A 15468-nucleotide genomic window follows, 5' to 3' on the forward strand; every position below is an offset into this window, starting at 1 on the left:
GGCGGTTTCAGACTGCTGACAAACCCCGTTATTAGGGATAGCGCCCCTCGGTACGCTAGGCCCGGGTATCTCGGGTCGGAAGGCGACTTTGTCATCAACCTCGAACCGTCTTAATGGCAGTTTTTTGTGCCTATCGTACACAAAACTCTCGCATCGCAACTAATAGCCATTGTAAAAACAAGGGTGTTATGTTGTGCTCATAGGGCTGACCGTTATTATGACTCGTAACGGCCCCATGCCTCAGTAATCGGCCATGCAGCCGATTACGCTACGGCCAACGATTCAGCAAAGATTTAATGTTGCTTTTATGTGAACGAATTAACAACCGATCTAAATCCTGATATGCTGGCTGGGCGGAACCGGGCACTGTACCTTACAGTCCAGGATATCGACAGCAGTGCCCCGTCAGGATCAGTGGCATGAATATCGCCGTGTGCTCTACCCGCGTCTTTCAAGCCGTAGCATTGTTGGCTGCATTCGTTTATCCCAGTTACACCGCGGAGTCAAACCCAAGGGATCAACGGAAGGGCCACCTGGTTACAACTTGAAATCCATAGGGTATTAACCCGGTTTGAATATACAGCGCCAGGCACAATAAATGATAATGAGAGCGAGGAGAACGTCGTGCTAGAAGAATACCGTAAGCACGTGGCCGAGCGTGCTGCAGAGGGCATCGTCCCTAAGCCATTAGATGCAACACAAATGGCAGCGCTGGTTGAATCATTAAAGAATCCGCCAAAAGGCGAAGAAGAATTTCTGTTAGATCTGCTGATTAACCGTGTACCGCCTGGCGTCGATGAAGCCGCCTACGTCAAAGCAGGTTTTCTGGCAGCTATCGCCAAAGGCGATGCCACTTCCCCCCTGGTTACCCCCGAAAAAGCTATTGAACTGCTGGGCACTATGCAGGGCGGTTATAACATTCACCCACTGATAGATGCGCTGGATAACGAAAAGTTGGCCCCAATCGCGGCCAAAGCGCTCTCTCACACGCTGCTGATGTTCGACAATTTTTACGATGTTGAAGAGAAAGCCAAAGCGGGTAACCCTTACGCCAAGCAGATCCTGCAATCCTGGGCCGATGCCGAGTGGTATCTCTCTCGCCCAGAACTGGCCGAGAAGATCACTGTTACCGTGTTTAAAGTTACCGGTGAAACCAATACCGACGATCTTTCCCCGGCACAGGATGCTTGGTCACGCCCTGATATCCCATTGCACGCCTTGGCGATGCTGAAAAATGAGCGTGAAGGCATTACCCCCGATCAGCCGGGTAACGTCGGCCCGATCAAACAAATTGAGCAACTGAACAAGAAAGGTTTCCCGCTGGCCTATGTGGGTGACGTTGTCGGTACCGGTTCTTCCCGTAAGTCAGCCACCAACTCGGTGTTGTGGTTCATGGGGGACGACATTCCTTATGTACCTAACAAACGCGCTGGCGGTGTGGTTCTGGGCGGTAAAATTGCCCCCATTTTCTTCAATACCATGGAAGATGCGGGCGCATTGCCTATCGAAGTTGACGTTGCCAAACTGCACATGGGCGACGTGATTGACATCTTCCCGTACAAAGGCGAAGTGCGCAATCACACAACCGGTGAACTGTTGGCTAATTTCGAGCTGAAAACCGACGTGCTGTTGGATGAAGTGCGTGCGGGTGGCCGTATTCCACTGATCATTGGCCGTGGCCTGACAACCAAGGCGCGTGAAGCGCTTGATTTGCCGCGCAGTGACGTATTCCGCATTGCCAAGCCAGTAGCCGCGAGCAACAAAGGCTTCTCACTGGCGCAGAAAATGGTTGGCCGCGCCTGTGGCGTTGCCGGTGTTCGCCCTGGTGAATATTGTGAGCCGAAGATGACTTCGGTCGGTTCGCAGGATACCACTGGCCCGATGACCCGTGACGAGTTGAAAGACCTGGCTTGCCTGGGCTTCTCTGCCGATCTGGTTATGCAGTCGTTCTGCCATACTGCGGCCTATCCTAAGCCTGTCGATGTGACCACGCATCACACCCTGCCAGACTTTATCATGAACCGTGGCGGTGTTTCGTTACGGCCTGGAGACGGTATCATCCACTCCTGGTTGAACCGTATGCTGCTGCCGGACACTGTAGGGACTGGCGGTGACTCTCATACTCGCTTCCCAATCGGCATTTCCTTCCCGGCGGGTTCTGGCCTGGTGGCGTTTGCTGCGGCAACCGGCGTTATGCCACTGGACATGCCTGAGTCGGTGCTGGTGCGCTTTAAAGGTAAAATGCAGCCGGGTATCACTCTGCGCGACTTGGTACACGCTATCCCTTACTACGCTATCCAACAGGGGCTGCTGACCGTTGAGAAGAAAGGTAAGAAAAACATCTTCTCTGGCCGCATTCTGGAGATCGAAGGTCTGCCTGAGCTGAAGGTTGAGCAGGCGTTCGAGCTGGCGGATGCTTCTGCCGAGCGTTCTGCAGCTGGTTGTACCATCAAACTTGATAAAGCGCCGATTAAAGAGTATCTGAGCTCTAACATCGTGCTGCTGAAGTGGATGATTGCGGAAGGCTATGGCGATCGCCGTACCTTGGAGCGCCGTATCCAGGGAATGGAAAAATGGTTGGCGGATCCGCAACTGTTAGAAGGTGACGCTGATGCGGAATATGCAGCAGTGATCGAAATCGATCTGGCTGAAATCAAGCAGCCAATCCTGTGTGCACCGAACGATCCAGACGACGCGCGTCTGTTGTCCGATGTGGCTAACAGCAAGATCGACGAAGTATTTATCGGTTCCTGCATGACCAACATTGGTCACTTCCGTGCGGCGGGCAAGCTGTTGGATCAACATAAAGGCCAACTGCCAACTCGCCTGTGGGTGGCACCGCCTACCAAGATGGATGCGGCTCAGTTGACCGAAGAGGGCTATTACAGCGTCTTTGGCAAGAGCGGGGCGCGTATTGAGATCCCAGGTTGTTCACTGTGCATGGGTAACCAGGCTCGAGTGGCTGACGGTGCGACGGTGGTTTCCACCTCCACACGTAACTTCCCTAACCGCCTGGGTAACGGGGCTAATGTTTATTTGGCTTCCGCCGAACTGGCCGCAGTGGCATCCCTGTTGGGACGTTTGCCAACGCCGGATGAATACCAGACGTATATGGCCCAGGTCGACAAGACGGCAACGGATACCTACCGTTACCTGAACTTCGACCAACTGAGCCAGTACACGGACAAGGCTGATGCGGTGATCTTCCAGACTGCTGTCTGATCCGCGTGGAATTGCTATGACTATGGGAGCCTTCGGGCTCCCTTTTTTGTGCCATGGTGTGATCTCTCTCCTTTTTCTTATTACTAAAGTATTGATTCAATTGGTTTAGCTAAAAACGTTAGCCTCAGGCTAATAAACAGAGCCCCCGCTTGATTGATAGCCCGCTGCTAGACGCCTACTCTAACGCCTGCTGAAAAGAATAAAGTAAACCCCCAGGAGGTTCAGGTATGTCGCTTTTTCAAAGCCCCACACGCGTTTGGGATACCCGACGGCAGGAGAAAAGACGCCGCATCGCCAGTGTACAACAGCAAATACAGGGGAAGGTGATCCCCACTGCCGATCTGACCGGTGTGCTGGAAAAGCTTTTGGTTTCCGGCGATCGGGTAGTGCTTGAGGGCAATAACCAGAAACAGGCCGATTTTCTCTCCCGTATGCTCGCCGAAGTCAACCCCGCCAAAGTTCACGATTTGCATATGATCATGCCAAGCGTTGGTCGCGCTGAGCATCTGGATATTTTTGAGAAGGGTATCGCCCGCAAGCTGGATTTTGCCTTCTCCGGCACCCAGAGTCTGCGCATTTCACAATTGCTGGAAGACGGGCAACTGGAAATTGGTGCCATCCACACCTACATCGAACTCTATTCCAGGCTGTACGTGGATCTGGTGCCGAACGTGGCGCTTGTTGCCGGTTTCAAGGCCGATCGTCATGGCAATTTGTACACAGGGCCAAGCACCGAAGATACCCCGGCCCTGGTGGAAGCTACCGCTTTTAAAGACGGGATCGTTATCGCACAGGTTAATGAACTGGTGGAGGATGTCACCGATCTCCCCAGAGTGGATATTCCCGGCTCCTGGATCGACTTCGTGGTAGTGGCAGATAAACCGTTCTTTATTGAACCGCTGTTTACCCGCGATCCGCGTTTGATCAAACCGATCCATGTGCTGATGGGCATGATGGCGATCAAAGGTATCTACGCCAAACATCAGGTGCAATCGCTTAACCACGGTATTGGTTTCAATACCGCCGCCATCGAATTGCTGTTGCCTACTTACGGTGAACAACTGGGCCTGAAGGGGAAAATCTGTAAGCACTGGGCATTAAACCCACATCCAACCCTGATCCCGGCAATTGAAAGCGGTTGGGTGCAAACCGTGCACTGCTTTGGTGGTGAATTGGGGATGGAGAACTATATCGCTGCCCGTCCGGACATCTTCTTTACCGGCAGTGACGGCTCGATGCGTTCCAACCGGGCATTTTGCCAAATGGCGGGGCAGTACGCGGTAGATATGTTTATCGGTTCTACCTTGCAGATTGACGGTATGGCTCACTCCTCTACCGTAACGCGCGGACGTCTTTCAGGTTTTGGTGGGGCACCGAACATGGGGCACGACCCGCACGGACGCCGCCATGCTACCCCTGCCTGGCTGGATATGATCGAAGAGCCGGATCCGTTGGCCCGTGGCCGCAAGCTGGTGGTGCAGATGGTTGAAACCTTCCAGGCTGGAGCCAAACCGACCTTTGTGGAGAAACTGGATGCCGTTGAGGTTGCGTGTGAAGCAGGAATGCCGCTGGCCCCGGTAATGATTTACGGCGATGACGTCACCCACGTCCTGACGGAAGAGGGTATTGCCTATCTGTATCGCGCACGTTCGCTGGAGGAGCGCCGGGCTATGGTCGCCGCTGTTGCCGGTATCACCGATATCGGTTTGGGTGTGGATGCCAACCGCGTGGAGGAATTGCGCCGCGAAGGCAAAGTGGTGTTCCCGGAAGATCTCGACATTCGTCGCACCGATGCCTCTCGCTCTTTGCTGGCGGCAGGTAGCGTAGCGGATCTGGTTGAGTGGTCTGGGGGGTTGTATAACCCGCCTGCTAAATTCCGGAGTTGGTAATGAAAAGCTCCCCCTGTTTGATCCTATCCGACGCCGAGGTGATTGCTAGCCGCCTGGCCGAACTGGCTACTCAGGCGTTGCTGGATGAAGCTCGCCTCAGCCCGAAACCCGGCCTGGTGGATGCACGGGGTTCCGGCGCTCATCAGGATCTGACGTTGGCGCTGATGGAGCGTTCGGCGCATAGCCTGGCCCCGGTTTTTTATCAATTGGCGATTGCAAGCTGGCAGCGCCCGGCGGATATCGCTTTAAGGCAGGAAATTGGCCGGATTGGCCGTGAAGGTGAGCGGTTGATGATGGCGGCTACCGCTGGCGTGAATACCCACCGTGGGGCGATCTGGGCTTTGGGCCTGCTGGTGACCGCGGTGGCCATGTGCGGAGGCGACGCAACGCCGTTCAACAGTTGCGCGTTAGCGGCACAACTTGCGCAACTGCCCGATCATGCCAGCCCAAAATTGTTCAGCAAAGGCCTGCGAGCCACCCAGCGTTATCAGGTTTCCGGCGCGCGCGAAGAGGCGCAACAGGGGTTTCCGCACGTGCTCCAGCGGGCACTACCACAGCTATGGCAAAGCAGAGCACGTGGGGGCAGTGAACAAGCTGCGCAAATTGATGCACTGATGGCGGTAATGACCACTCTGAGTGATACCTGCGTACTGTCACGCGGTGGTCTGCCGGCACTGAAGGCGATGCAGCAAGGGGCTGTTGAGGTCTTACAAGCTGGAGGATTTCAACATCCCGCCGGGCAGGCCGCACTGACAAGGTTGGAGCAGCAACTATTGGCCCGTAATGCTTCGCCGGGCGGCGCAGCCGACTTATTGGCCGCTGCGCTATTCCTCGACCGGGCCACGGCCCACTGAATACTCAATCCAGAGGATGTTATGGAACATTTTAATCTGAGTTATCCGGCCAGCATTACGCTACCGGGTAAGGCATTAGCCGGTGTCGTTGGCTCCGGTGACATGGAAGCGCTATTTGAGTCCGATGCTGGCGCTAAATTGACGGTAGCGATCAGAACCTCGGTAGATGGCAGCAAGCAGCGCTGGCAACACCTGTTTGATCGCTTGGCGACATTGCGGGAACTTCCGGCCGGGCGGTTAGAAATTAATGATTTTGGTGCGACGCCGGGCGTTGCCAGATTGCGCATCGAACAGGTCTTTGAGGAGGCGGCATATGCGTGATGATATTAGCTTTATCGAACTCAGCGCCCGTGAGCGAGCCCGTAATCTGTTGGACAGCGGCAGCTTCCGTGAATTGCTAGGGCCATTCGAGCGTATCACCTCACCCTGGCTGGAACCTCAAGGTATTGTCACTCAGGCGGATGATGGCATGGTGGTCGCCAAAGGCACTATTGCGGGTAAACCGGCGGTAGTGGTGGCGGTAGAGGGTGCGTTTCAGGGCGGCAGCATGGGGGAAGTTTCGGGTGCCAAGATGGCGGCAGCCTTGGAACTGGCTGCGGAAGATAACCGTAACGGCATCGCTACCCAGGCCGTATTGCTGTTGGAAACCGGCGGTGTGCGCCTGCAAGAGGCCAACCTGGGGTTAGCAGCCATTGCCGATATTCACGCTGCGATTGTCGATTTACGTCGTTATACCCCGGTGGTTGGCATTATTGCCGGAACCGTCGGTTGCTTTGGCGGCATGTCGATTGCTGCTGCACTGTGCAGCTATCTGATCGTTACCCGGGAAGCACGTCTGGGATTAAACGGCCCGCAGGTAATTGAGCAGGAAGCCGGTATTGAAGAGTACGACTCCCGCGATCGGCCCTTTATCTGGAGTATGACCGGTGGCGATGTTCGTTATCAGAGCGGTTTCGTCGATGTAAAAGTGCCGGATAGGTTGCATGCGGTGAAAGCCGCCATGACGGACTGCCTGCAACGCGGCATTCCGGTCCAACATCGCTCTGATAATTATCACTACTACTTACAGAAATTATCGCAGTTTGATACCCGCCAGCAGGCGGATGCTGCAGCGATTGCCCAACTTTTTGCTGCGGAGGACCGGGTATGAGTGCGCCATCATTCAGTCGTGGAGAGTATTGGTTCTCTCTGTTGACGGCAGGTGCCGATCAGCGCCAGGGGCAGTGCGCCTCGATCCTTGTGGCCGACGGTGAGCTTGAAGGTCAACCGACGCGTTTTATTGCCGTTGTGCCGGATGTTGAGAACCATTATCCGCGTGCTGCGCATGGTGAGGTTGGCCTGCTGGAAGGGTGGACGCTGGCGCAGGTGGTGAGTGAAGCAGTGGCGGCGGATGCAGATAAAGCGCAGAAATGCGCTATCGTAGCGGTGATTGACGTGCCGAGTCAGGCCTATGGCCGCCGTGAAGAGGCCTTTGGTATTCATCAAGCGCTGGCCGGTGCGGCAGGAGCCTACGCCAAGGCGCGGCTGGCAGGGCACCCGGTGATAGGGTTGATCGTCGGTAAAGCCATGTCCGGCGCGTTTCTGGCCCATGGCTATCAGGCTAACCGGTTGATCGCTTTCAATGATGCCGACGTGATGATCCATGCAATGGGCAAAGAGTCTGCCGCGCGGATCACCCTGCGCTCGCTGGAGTCGCTGGAGAAACTGGCGGCCTCGATCCCGCCGATGGCCTATGACATTGGTCATTACGCTTCGCTTGGCCTGCTGGAGCAATTGCTGGATATCCGCGATCCGCTTAAGGCCAGTGAACAGGAACTTGAACTGGTACGTCAAACGCTGGTAGCGGCGATTGCCAAAACGCGCCGTGAAGGGCCGGGGTTAACCAATCGCTTGGGGGCAAGTAACCGCAGTAGCACTTCGCTGGTGCGAGAACGCATGCGTGCTGAGTGGTAATACGGACTTGCGTCAGACTCAGGGGGCTAAAACAGGGCTTGCCACCAGGCATCCTCGCCCCTGAACTGGCAAGTTTTTAACAGGTAATTTATGACATACGTAATAATTCATGCTTTGGCACCGATTTTCGTCATCATGGTGCTGGGCTTTTTTGCCGGAAAGGCAAAAATGGTTGATAACCAAAATGTCTCTTTACTCAACATCTTCGTCATGGACTTTGCGCTGCCTGCCGCCCTGTTTGGCGCAACCGTACAGACACCTTGGGCGGGGATTGTGCAGCAGTCACCGCTGATAGTGGTGTTGGTCCTGGCGATGTGGATCACCTATGCGGCAATTTATTCCACCAGTACCGGGGTATTCCGCAAGTCCCCGCAGGACGCTGCAGTGCTGACGCTCACCGTTGCGTTGCCCAACTACGCTGCCCTGGGGTTGCCAATTCTGGGCAGTGTACTAGGGGAAACGCCGGGAACCTCGCTTTCCGTCGCAGTCGCTATCGCCTGTGGTTCAGTACTGATGACTCCGTTCTGCCTGTTGATCCTGGAGCGTGAAAAAGCACGCGCTGCCGCTACGGCTCAGGGCTCAACCTTCGCCATGTTGCCAGTGCTCATGTGGCGCTCGGTAAAAAAACCGATTGTCTGGGCGCCATTGCTTGGGGTTGTGTTGTCTGCCGTGGGGATCCGTATGCCAGAAATGGTGCTGGCCGCCATCAAGCCGCTGGGGTTGTCGGCAACGGCGGCGGCACTGTTCCTGACGGGAGTGATTTTGTCTGCCCGCAGGCTGAAGGTTAATGGCCCGGTGCTCCTTTCGAGCGTGACCAAACTGCTGATCCAGCCGTTTATTGCCTGGGGGTTAGTACTGACATTGGGCATACATGGCAGCGTGGCAATCACCGCTATCCTGATGCTTGCGCTTTCTGCCGGTTTCTTCGGTATCGTGTTCGGTAACCGCTTTGGCGTGCAATCGCCGGATGCCGAAGCCACGCTATTGATCACCTCCGTGTTGTGCATCGTTACCTTGCCGCTGTTTATCGCCCTGACCGCAGGGATCTAACAGGAGAAATCGATGGTTCGCCCTCATGATCTGATCTGGATCAGTGACCGCTCAGACCTCACCGCCAACCAGGCGTTACCTGAGTGGGTCAGCCTGCAATGGTGTACCGCATTACCGCTGGTGGTGCGGCGGGATGTGCAGGGTAATGGCCGCATTCCGGTGGGGATCCGGGGCATGAAACGCAGCCAGCGCGCGGCAGCCTGGGTTGATGCAAGGGCCATCCGAAGCGTTGTCGCACCGGAGTCGTTGGTAGCCGAGCCCTTGGCGTTGCTGCACTCAAGCTTTGTTTCCCAACCGCCCGTGCAGGCGTTGATCATGTTAAGCCAGCGTCCGTGGCCGTGGATCTGGGGCGTAACCGGCAGTTGCGGCTATGCCTTGGCAACTGAAATCCCGGTGATGCATGCCGACAGCGATCTGGATCTGCTGGTTCGCTGCCCAGAACCGGCCAACCGTAATGACTTGCAGCGTTTGGCGCAATGGCTGCAGGAACTGCCTTGCCGTGCCGATGTTCAAATAGAAACGCCGCAAGGTGCCATTGCCCTGGGCGAATGGTTGCGGGATGGGCGGGCGATGCTGAAAACCGCTGAAGGTCCGCGGCTGACGGTGGATCCATGGACAATATTTCAGGATAGACGATGAAAATATTACTGACCTTTCCCGGCCAAGGGGCGCAGGTGCCGCAAATGTTGCATCAGTTACCCGCTAACGAGATGACTCAACAGTTGTTAAGCCAGGCGAGTGCGGTTCTGGGGCAGGATGTCCTGGAGCTGGACAGCGCCGAAGCTCTCGAGAAGACTCGGGCAGTACAGTTATGCTTACTGATTTCCGGGGTGGCCTATGCCCGTCAATTGCAACAACAAGGGATCAGTGCCGATTTTGTCAGTGGTTTGTCGATTGGCGCTTTTCCCGCTGCGGTGATCGCTGGCGCTCTGACTTTCCCGGATGCAGTGCGGCTGGTTGCCCTACGCGGGCAGTTAATGGAGCAGGCTTATCCTACGGGATATGGTTTGGCGGCGATCCTTGGATTACCGCTACGCCAACTGGAAATGCTGATTGCGCAAGTCAACAGCGCTGCGTTGCCGGTATATCTGGCGAATATCAATGCTGAGGAGCAAATGGTTATTGCGGGTAGCGAGGCCGCAATGGCGCAGGTTATGGCACTGGCAAAAGCGGGTGGGGCAGCGAAGGTTCAGCGCTTGGCTGTAAGTGTGCCGTCGCACTGCGCATTGTTGATACCGGCGGCTGAAAAGTTGGCACAGGCAATAAAACAGGTGCCGATTGCCCGCCCGCAGATTGCTTATCTTAGTGGCAGTAGCGGGCGTGTGTTATGGCAGCCGGAACGCATTGCTGACGATCTGGCATTCAATATGGCACGAGTCGTTCGCTGGCATGAGGCAATGGTGGCCGCCTACGAGCGGGAGGTCCGTCTGGCGATAGAAATGCCACCAGGAGCCGTGCTCACCGGTTTGAGCAAGAAAGTGATGGAGCAGGGGGAGGCACTATCGCTTGGCCAACAGGGATTGGCTGCCGTGTGTGGCATTGTGGCCAAATATCGGCGAAGTTAGATCGGCTCTTCCCCTCGAGCATACATCCGGCCTTCTGCGGCCAGCGCCAGCAGGTTTGGGTCTTGCTGTTGATTGCGGTTGAATACCAACGCGATGGTTTGGCGCATCTGATAGTGTTCGCGTAGTGGCATCAGTTTCAAACTATGCTCATACATCTTCTTCATTCGTCCCGGCATCAGTGTGTAACCCACTCCGGCCTGAACCAGGCTGAGCATCGAGAAGATGTCGTTCACTCTAGTCACGATTTCCGGTTCGAAACCGGCTACCTGGAAAGCTTCGTTGAAACCGTGGTAGGTGGCGAAGCCTTCGGTCAGGGAAACGAACTTCTGGCTGCGAAAGTCCTGCAGATCCACCGTTTCGCCACTTTTTAATGTGCAAGACGCCGGAGCAGCCAGAAAAATACCGTCTTCAAACAACGGCAGGATTTCGAAGCGTAGCGGATCGATCTGGCTATCTGAGACTGAAATCAGGATGGCGTCTAACAGTTGATTCTCTAGCTGGGTTAGCAGATCCTGATTCGAGCCCATCGTCAGGTTGATTTCCATGGTTGGGCGGCGCAATTTCAACCCCATGATCAAGCGCGGTACGGTTTCCAGCGTGAGCGAGTAAAGAGTGCCGATACGCAGACGTTGCTGGCCAAAACCCGCCTTGAGGCGCGTCTCTTCGATACCTTTGTACGTCAAATCCACAATGTCCCGTGCATATTCAGCCAGCGTCTGCGCCGCGGGTAATGGCAACAGATTACGGCCCTTATGAATAAACAGCGGGCAGCGGAAACCTTCCTCCAGGGTATGTAACGCACGGTGAACGCTGACGCTGCTCAGACCCAGCTTTTCCGCAGCCCTACCGATATTTTCCTTCTCCATAAAGGCCAGAAAGATTTCCAGTTTTTTCAGAGTGATTTCGCTGTCGATCATCGGTTCAGGCTCTAGCGAGGGATAAAGCAGTGATGATAGCAAGGATCGCCGGGCGATAGCAGACAGATACCGCCTTCCCAAGCGGGGCGTTAACCGTTATATTGCGCCGCCGTTTAGTCTTTTGGGCATAGGGTAGCCTGGCCACAACTCAAATGACGCTGGTTTTTATTGGGCCCAATGATCAACTTTGCGAGCGCTCACTGAAACAGTCGTGAATTAATGTTTAAACTTAAGTACCGTCTTATACAACGGCTCAGGAGGGCATGCGATGGATTACGAATTTCTGCGTGACGTCACCGGTCAAGTGGTGGTCAGATTTTCGATGGGGCATGAGGCTATTGGCCATTGGATTAACGAAGAGCTTAAAGGCGATTTTAATTTACTGGATCGCATCGAGGCCGGAGCAGCAGAGGTCAAAGGCAGTGAACGTCAGTGGCAACTGGAAGGCCACGAATACACTTTGCTGATGGATGGCGAAGAAGTGATGATTCGCGCCAATCAACTGGCGTTTGAAAGTGACGAAATGGAAGAGGGGATGAATTACTATGATGAAGAAAGTCTCTCTTTCTGCGGTGTAGAAGACTTCCTCGCGGTGCTTAAAGCCTATCGTTCCTTTATGCTGAACTATTGATTTCCAGGCTGTCTTGCCGGACAGCCTTTCACACCACGCTCAATCCCTTTCCTATCTGATTAAAATAAATCAAAAAATCATCTATGTGATTTTAAAATCTGCGATCTGGCGCTTGTTTATCTTAATTTTGATCAAATACAATCAACTTGATTAAAATAAATCAAATAAATGAGGGCGTGATGAAAATAAAGGCGGCAATAGAAAAAATCCCTGGGGGGATGATGGTTGTCCCACTAGTGCTTGGTGCAATGCTCAACACTTTTGCTCCACAGGCACTGGAAATTGGCGGTTTCACCACGGCGTTATTCAAGAACGGTGCTGCGCCGTTGATTGGTGCATTCCTGCTGTGCATGGGGGCGGGTATCAGCTTCAAGGCCGCCCCGCAAGCACTGCTACAGGGGGGCACAATCACCCTGACCAAGCTGTTGGTTGCCATGGCATTGGGGTTGGGCGTTGAACAACTGTTTGGTGCTGAGGGTATTTTTGGCCTGACGGGGTTGGCGATCATTGCTGCCATGAGTAATTCCAACGGCGGCCTGTATGCTGCGCTGGTAGGGGAGTTCGGCAATGAGCGGGATGTGGGCGCTATTTCGATTCTGTCACTGAATGACGGGCCATTCTTTACCATGATCGCGCTCGGTGCGGCGGGCATGGCTAACATACCGATGATGGCGCTGGTCGCGGTTCTGATCCCGCTGTTGGTGGGGATGCTGTTGGGCAATCTGGATCATCAGATGCGTGAGTTCCTGACCAAAGGTGGCCCACTCTTGATCCCGTTTTTTGCGTTTGCCCTTGGGGCCGGGATCAATCTGGAAATGCTGTTGCAAGGTGGGGTTGCCGGAGTTCTGCTTGGCGTGTTGACCACCTTTGTCGGCGGTTTCTTCAATATTCGCGCTGACCGGTTGGTGGGGGGCTCAGGTATTGCCGGTGCGGCAGCATCGAGTACTGCGGGCAATGCGGTAGCGACGCCATTGGCGATTGCTCAGGCAGACCCTTCTCTAGCCAGCGTGGCCGCTGCTGCAGCGCCACTGATTGCCGCTTCGGTGATTACCACAGCCATACTGACCCCGATACTCAGTTCCTGGGTTGCCAAGCGTAATGCTGCAAAAAGCGCGGCGCTGGAGGAGGCAATATGAGGTTGATCGTGATCGCCGATGATTTTACGGGTGCCAATGATACAGGTGTGCAACTGGCAAAAAAGGGCGCTCGAACCGACGTGGTGCTCAATGAGTTACCTCAGGCCACAAATCGCGCAGACGTTCTGGTGATTAACACTGAAAGCCGAGCGTTAAACACTGCGATGGCCAAAGCCAAAGTGAGCGAGGCTTTGCGGCCCTACTGCCAGCATGAGCTTCCGCCACTGGTTTACAAAAAGATCGACTCTACCTTTCGTGGCAACGTTGGGGCAGAGATAGAGGCGGCAATGCAGGCCTGCGGGGCACAATTGGCGATTGTAGCAGCCGCCATTCCTGCAGCAGGGCGCGTAACACTCAACGGTGAATGCCGGGTTCACGGTGTTCTGCTGGTGGAAACGGAGTTTGCCAGCGATCCGAAAACCCCCATTATTTCCTCACACATCAAGACACTGATTGGTTTGCAAACGGTTTATCCGATCGAGGAATTAGATTTACATACGGTACGTGGCGGTATGCTTGAAGCGGCATTACAGCGCTTGAGTCTGGCTGGGCCGTTGATTGTCGTGGTTGATGCCGAGACCGATAGCGATCTGGCATTACTGGCGCAAGCAACCTTACAACTTTCTAACCGTTATGTGCTGGTGGGCGCGGCAGGTTTGGCGAATGCCCTACCTGCAAGCAGCTATCTCACCGCTCGCCAACGTTTGCCGGTGTTGGTGGTGGCCGGCTCAATGAGCGAAGCTACTCGGCAGCAGATTATTTTTGCCGCCGAAGAGAAATCGCTGGGCATTCTGGACGTTGATGTCGAAGCGTTATTGCGCCCGGACCGCGAGGCGGTGATAGAAGCTATTGCCCGTCAGGCGGTAACGGTGCTGCGAGACCGCCAGCATTGCGTGTTGCGTACCTGCCGGGATGCCGATGCCCGCCAGATGGTTGAAACGCTATGTGAAAAATATGGCCTTTCCCGCCAAATGTTGGGTGACAAAATCAGCCAGACGTTAGGCGTGATCACATTGGCAATTATCAATCAGGCACAAATCGGTGGGCTGTTTCTGACCGGTGGAGATATTGCCATTGCTGTCGCCAGATCGCTTGGGGCAGAGGGCTACCGTATCACCAGTGAAGTAGCCCCTTGTGTGCCCTGTGGCACCTTTGTGAACAGCGAAATCGACGATCTACCGGTGATCACCAAAGCCGGGGGGTTTGGCGGCCCGTCAACGCTGCGTGATGCACTTTATTTTATTGAGGAGATGTACAGTGGCAAATAACACGATTGCAGTCACCATGGGTGATCCGGCAGGCATTGGCCCAGAAATTATTATCAAGGCGCTGTCTGAAGGCGAGTTGGCGGGAACGCCAGCGCTAGTGGTGGGCTGTCTGCAAACGTTACAGCGTATTCAGGCACTGGGGATCGCCCCGAAAGTGGAGCTAAAGCCGATCCAACAGGTTTCGCAGGCACGTTTTGCCCCCGGTATTATCAACGTAATTGACGAACCGCTGGAGGATCCTACGGCATTAGTACCGGGGAAAGTTCAAGCCCAGGCCGGGGATCTGGCTTATCGGTGCGTAAAGCGTGCCACCGAACTGGCTATGGCAGGAGAGGTTAGGGCCATCGCCACAGCGCCGTTAAATAAAGAAGCGTTGCACTTGGCTGGGCATCTGTATCCAGGGCATACGGAACTGCTGGCAAAGCTCACCAACAGCCGCGATTACGCCATGGTGCTGTATACCGATAAACTGAAAGTGATCCATGTTTCAACCCATATCGCTTTGCGCAAGTTCCTGGATACGCTGAATACCGAGCGCATAGAAACAGTTGTCGCGATGGCAGACACTTTCCTCAAGCGCGTTGGTTTTAAACAACCGAGGATTGCAGTCGCAGGGGTTAATCCGCATGCGGGGGAAAATGGTCTGTTTGGCGATGAGGAGAGCAATATCGTCAGTCCGGCGATTGCCGCAGTCAGACAACGCGGAATCGATGTTTATGGCCCATGTCCGCCTGATACTGTTTTTCTGCAGGCTTATGAAGGGCAGTACGATATGGTGGTGGCGATGTACCACGATCAGGGGCACATCCCCCTCAAACTGCTGGGCTTCTATGATGGGGTCAATATCACCGCTGGCTTGCCGTTTATCCGTACTTCTGCCGACCATGGCACCGCATTTGATATTGCCTGGACAGGTAAAGCCAAGTCTGAGAGCATGGCTATCTCGATTAAATTAGCCACTCAGTTGGCGTAGTTCAACGGAT

14 protein-coding genes are annotated in these 15468 nt (G+C 54.8%); 13 read left to right on the forward strand and 1 reads right to left on the reverse strand.

The window, feature by feature from the left end; translation table 11 throughout:
- The first annotated feature begins 624 nt into the window (after positions 1-624).
- The 9 genes from acnB to mdcH all read left to right on the forward strand — a co-directional run bounded on the left by acnB (position 625) and on the right by mdcH (position 10533).
- Positions 625-3222, forward strand: a complete 2598-nt coding sequence (gene acnB, locus SAQUA_RS04940; protein ID WP_380674130.1) for a bifunctional aconitate hydratase 2/2-methylisocitrate dehydratase — start codon at positions 625-627, stop codon at positions 3220-3222.
- A gap of 227 nt (positions 3223-3449) precedes the next feature.
- A complete protein-coding gene (gene mdcA / locus SAQUA_RS04945) occupies positions 3450-5111 on the forward strand; it encodes a malonate decarboxylase subunit alpha (protein WP_380674129.1) in 1662 nt (553 codons plus the stop codon).
- Positions 5111-5965 (forward strand): triphosphoribosyl-dephospho-CoA synthase, encoded by an 855-nt coding sequence (locus SAQUA_RS04950; protein WP_380674128.1) that lies wholly within the window; start codon positions 5111-5113, stop codon positions 5963-5965. Before mdcA ends, SAQUA_RS04950 begins: the two co-directional genes overlap by 1 nt.
- Positions 5966-5986: 21 nt before the next feature.
- Positions 5987-6286 (forward strand): malonate decarboxylase acyl carrier protein, encoded by a 300-nt coding sequence (gene mdcC, locus SAQUA_RS04955; RefSeq protein WP_380674127.1) that lies wholly within the window; start codon positions 5987-5989, stop codon positions 6284-6286.
- Entirely contained in the window at positions 6279-7115 is an 837-nt protein-coding gene (locus SAQUA_RS04960; protein ID WP_380674126.1) for a biotin-independent malonate decarboxylase subunit beta, read from the forward strand. The genes mdcC and SAQUA_RS04960 overlap by 8 nt, the downstream gene beginning before the upstream one ends.
- A complete protein-coding gene (mdcE, locus tag SAQUA_RS04965) occupies positions 7112-7918 on the forward strand; it encodes a biotin-independent malonate decarboxylase subunit gamma (RefSeq protein ID WP_380674125.1) in 807 nt (268 codons plus the stop codon). Before SAQUA_RS04960 ends, mdcE begins: the two co-directional genes overlap by 4 nt.
- Before the next feature lie 90 nt (positions 7919-8008).
- Complete coding sequence (locus SAQUA_RS04970; RefSeq protein ID WP_380674124.1) at positions 8009-8968, forward strand: AEC family transporter; 960 nt, start codon at positions 8009-8011, stop codon at positions 8966-8968.
- A 12-nt stretch (positions 8969-8980) separates the two neighbouring features.
- Positions 8981-9607: a malonate decarboxylase holo-ACP synthase gene (locus SAQUA_RS04975; protein ID WP_380674123.1), complete on the forward strand. Its 627-nt coding sequence runs from the start codon at positions 8981-8983 to the stop codon at positions 9605-9607.
- Entirely contained in the window at positions 9604-10533 is a 930-nt protein-coding gene (gene mdcH / locus SAQUA_RS04980) for a malonate decarboxylase subunit epsilon (protein ID WP_380674122.1), read from the forward strand. Before SAQUA_RS04975 ends, mdcH begins: the two co-directional genes overlap by 4 nt.
- Here mdcH and SAQUA_RS04985 read toward each other — a convergent pair.
- Entirely contained in the window at positions 10530-11450 is a 921-nt protein-coding gene (locus SAQUA_RS04985; protein WP_380674121.1) for a LysR family transcriptional regulator, read from the reverse strand. The two genes, mdcH and SAQUA_RS04985, sit on opposite strands and share 4 nt — an antisense overlap.
- Positions 11451-11718: 268 nt before the next feature.
- On the opposite strand from SAQUA_RS04985, the gene yacL reads away from it, so the two are divergent.
- From yacL to SAQUA_RS05005, 4 genes are all read left to right on the forward strand, one after another.
- The gene (yacL, locus tag SAQUA_RS04990; RefSeq protein WP_380674120.1) at positions 11719-12081 is read left to right on the forward strand and encodes a protein YacL; all 363 of its coding nucleotides are present in this window, start codon (positions 11719-11721) and stop codon (positions 12079-12081) included.
- A 179-nt stretch (positions 12082-12260) separates the two neighbouring features.
- Positions 12261-13217 (forward strand): 2-keto-3-deoxygluconate permease 1, encoded by a 957-nt coding sequence (locus tag SAQUA_RS04995; RefSeq protein ID WP_380674119.1) that lies wholly within the window; start codon positions 12261-12263, stop codon positions 13215-13217.
- On the forward strand, positions 13214-14485 hold the full coding sequence (locus SAQUA_RS05000) for a four-carbon acid sugar kinase family protein (protein WP_380674118.1): 1272 nt from the start codon (positions 13214-13216) through the stop codon (positions 14483-14485). The genes SAQUA_RS04995 and SAQUA_RS05000 overlap by 4 nt, the downstream gene beginning before the upstream one ends.
- Positions 14445-15458: a D-threonate 4-phosphate dehydrogenase gene (locus tag SAQUA_RS05005; RefSeq protein WP_380674117.1), complete on the forward strand. Its 1014-nt coding sequence runs from the start codon at positions 14445-14447 to the stop codon at positions 15456-15458. The genes SAQUA_RS05000 and SAQUA_RS05005 overlap by 41 nt, the downstream gene beginning before the upstream one ends.
- Positions 15459-15468: the final 10 nt, after the last annotated feature.

Origin of the sequence: Serratia aquatilis, assembly GCF_044865145.1 — a bacterium.
GTDB classification, from domain to species: Bacteria; Pseudomonadota; Gammaproteobacteria; order Enterobacterales; family Enterobacteriaceae; genus Chania; species Chania aquatilis.

Bases quoted from the DNA above. Each gene is read 5' to 3' on its own strand.
- mdcH (WP_380674122.1), top strand. From the start codon at position 9,604: ATGAAAATATTACTGACCTTTCCCGGCCAAGGGGCGCAGGTGCCGCAA.
- SAQUA_RS04995 (WP_380674119.1), top strand. From the start codon at position 12,261: ATGAAAATAAAGGCGGCAATAGAAAAAATCCCTGGGGGGATGATGGTT.
- mdcE (WP_380674125.1), top strand. From the start codon at position 7,112: ATGAGTGCGCCATCATTCAGTCGTGGAGAGTATTGGTTCTCTCTGTTG.
- mdcA (WP_380674129.1), top strand. From the start codon at position 3,450: ATGTCGCTTTTTCAAAGCCCCACACGCGTTTGGGATACCCGACGGCAG.
- SAQUA_RS05005 (WP_380674117.1), top strand. From the start codon at position 14,445: ATGCACTTTATTTTATTGAGGAGATGTACAGTGGCAAATAACACGATT.
- SAQUA_RS05000 (WP_380674118.1), top strand. From the start codon at position 13,214: ATGAGGTTGATCGTGATCGCCGATGATTTTACGGGTGCCAATGATACA.
- mdcC (WP_380674127.1), top strand. From the start codon at position 5,987: ATGGAACATTTTAATCTGAGTTATCCGGCCAGCATTACGCTACCGGGT.
- SAQUA_RS04960 (WP_380674126.1), top strand. From the start codon at position 6,279: ATGCGTGATGATATTAGCTTTATCGAACTCAGCGCCCGTGAGCGAGCC.
- SAQUA_RS04975 (WP_380674123.1), top strand. From the start codon at position 8,981: ATGGTTCGCCCTCATGATCTGATCTGGATCAGTGACCGCTCAGACCTC.
- SAQUA_RS04950 (WP_380674128.1), top strand. From the start codon at position 5,111: ATGAAAAGCTCCCCCTGTTTGATCCTATCCGACGCCGAGGTGATTGCT.
- SAQUA_RS04970 (WP_380674124.1), top strand. From the start codon at position 8,009: ATGACATACGTAATAATTCATGCTTTGGCACCGATTTTCGTCATCATG.
- yacL (WP_380674120.1), top strand. From the start codon at position 11,719: ATGGATTACGAATTTCTGCGTGACGTCACCGGTCAAGTGGTGGTCAGA.
- SAQUA_RS04985 (WP_380674121.1), bottom strand. From the start codon at position 11,450: ATGATCGACAGCGAAATCACTCTGAAAAAACTGGAAATCTTTCTGGCC.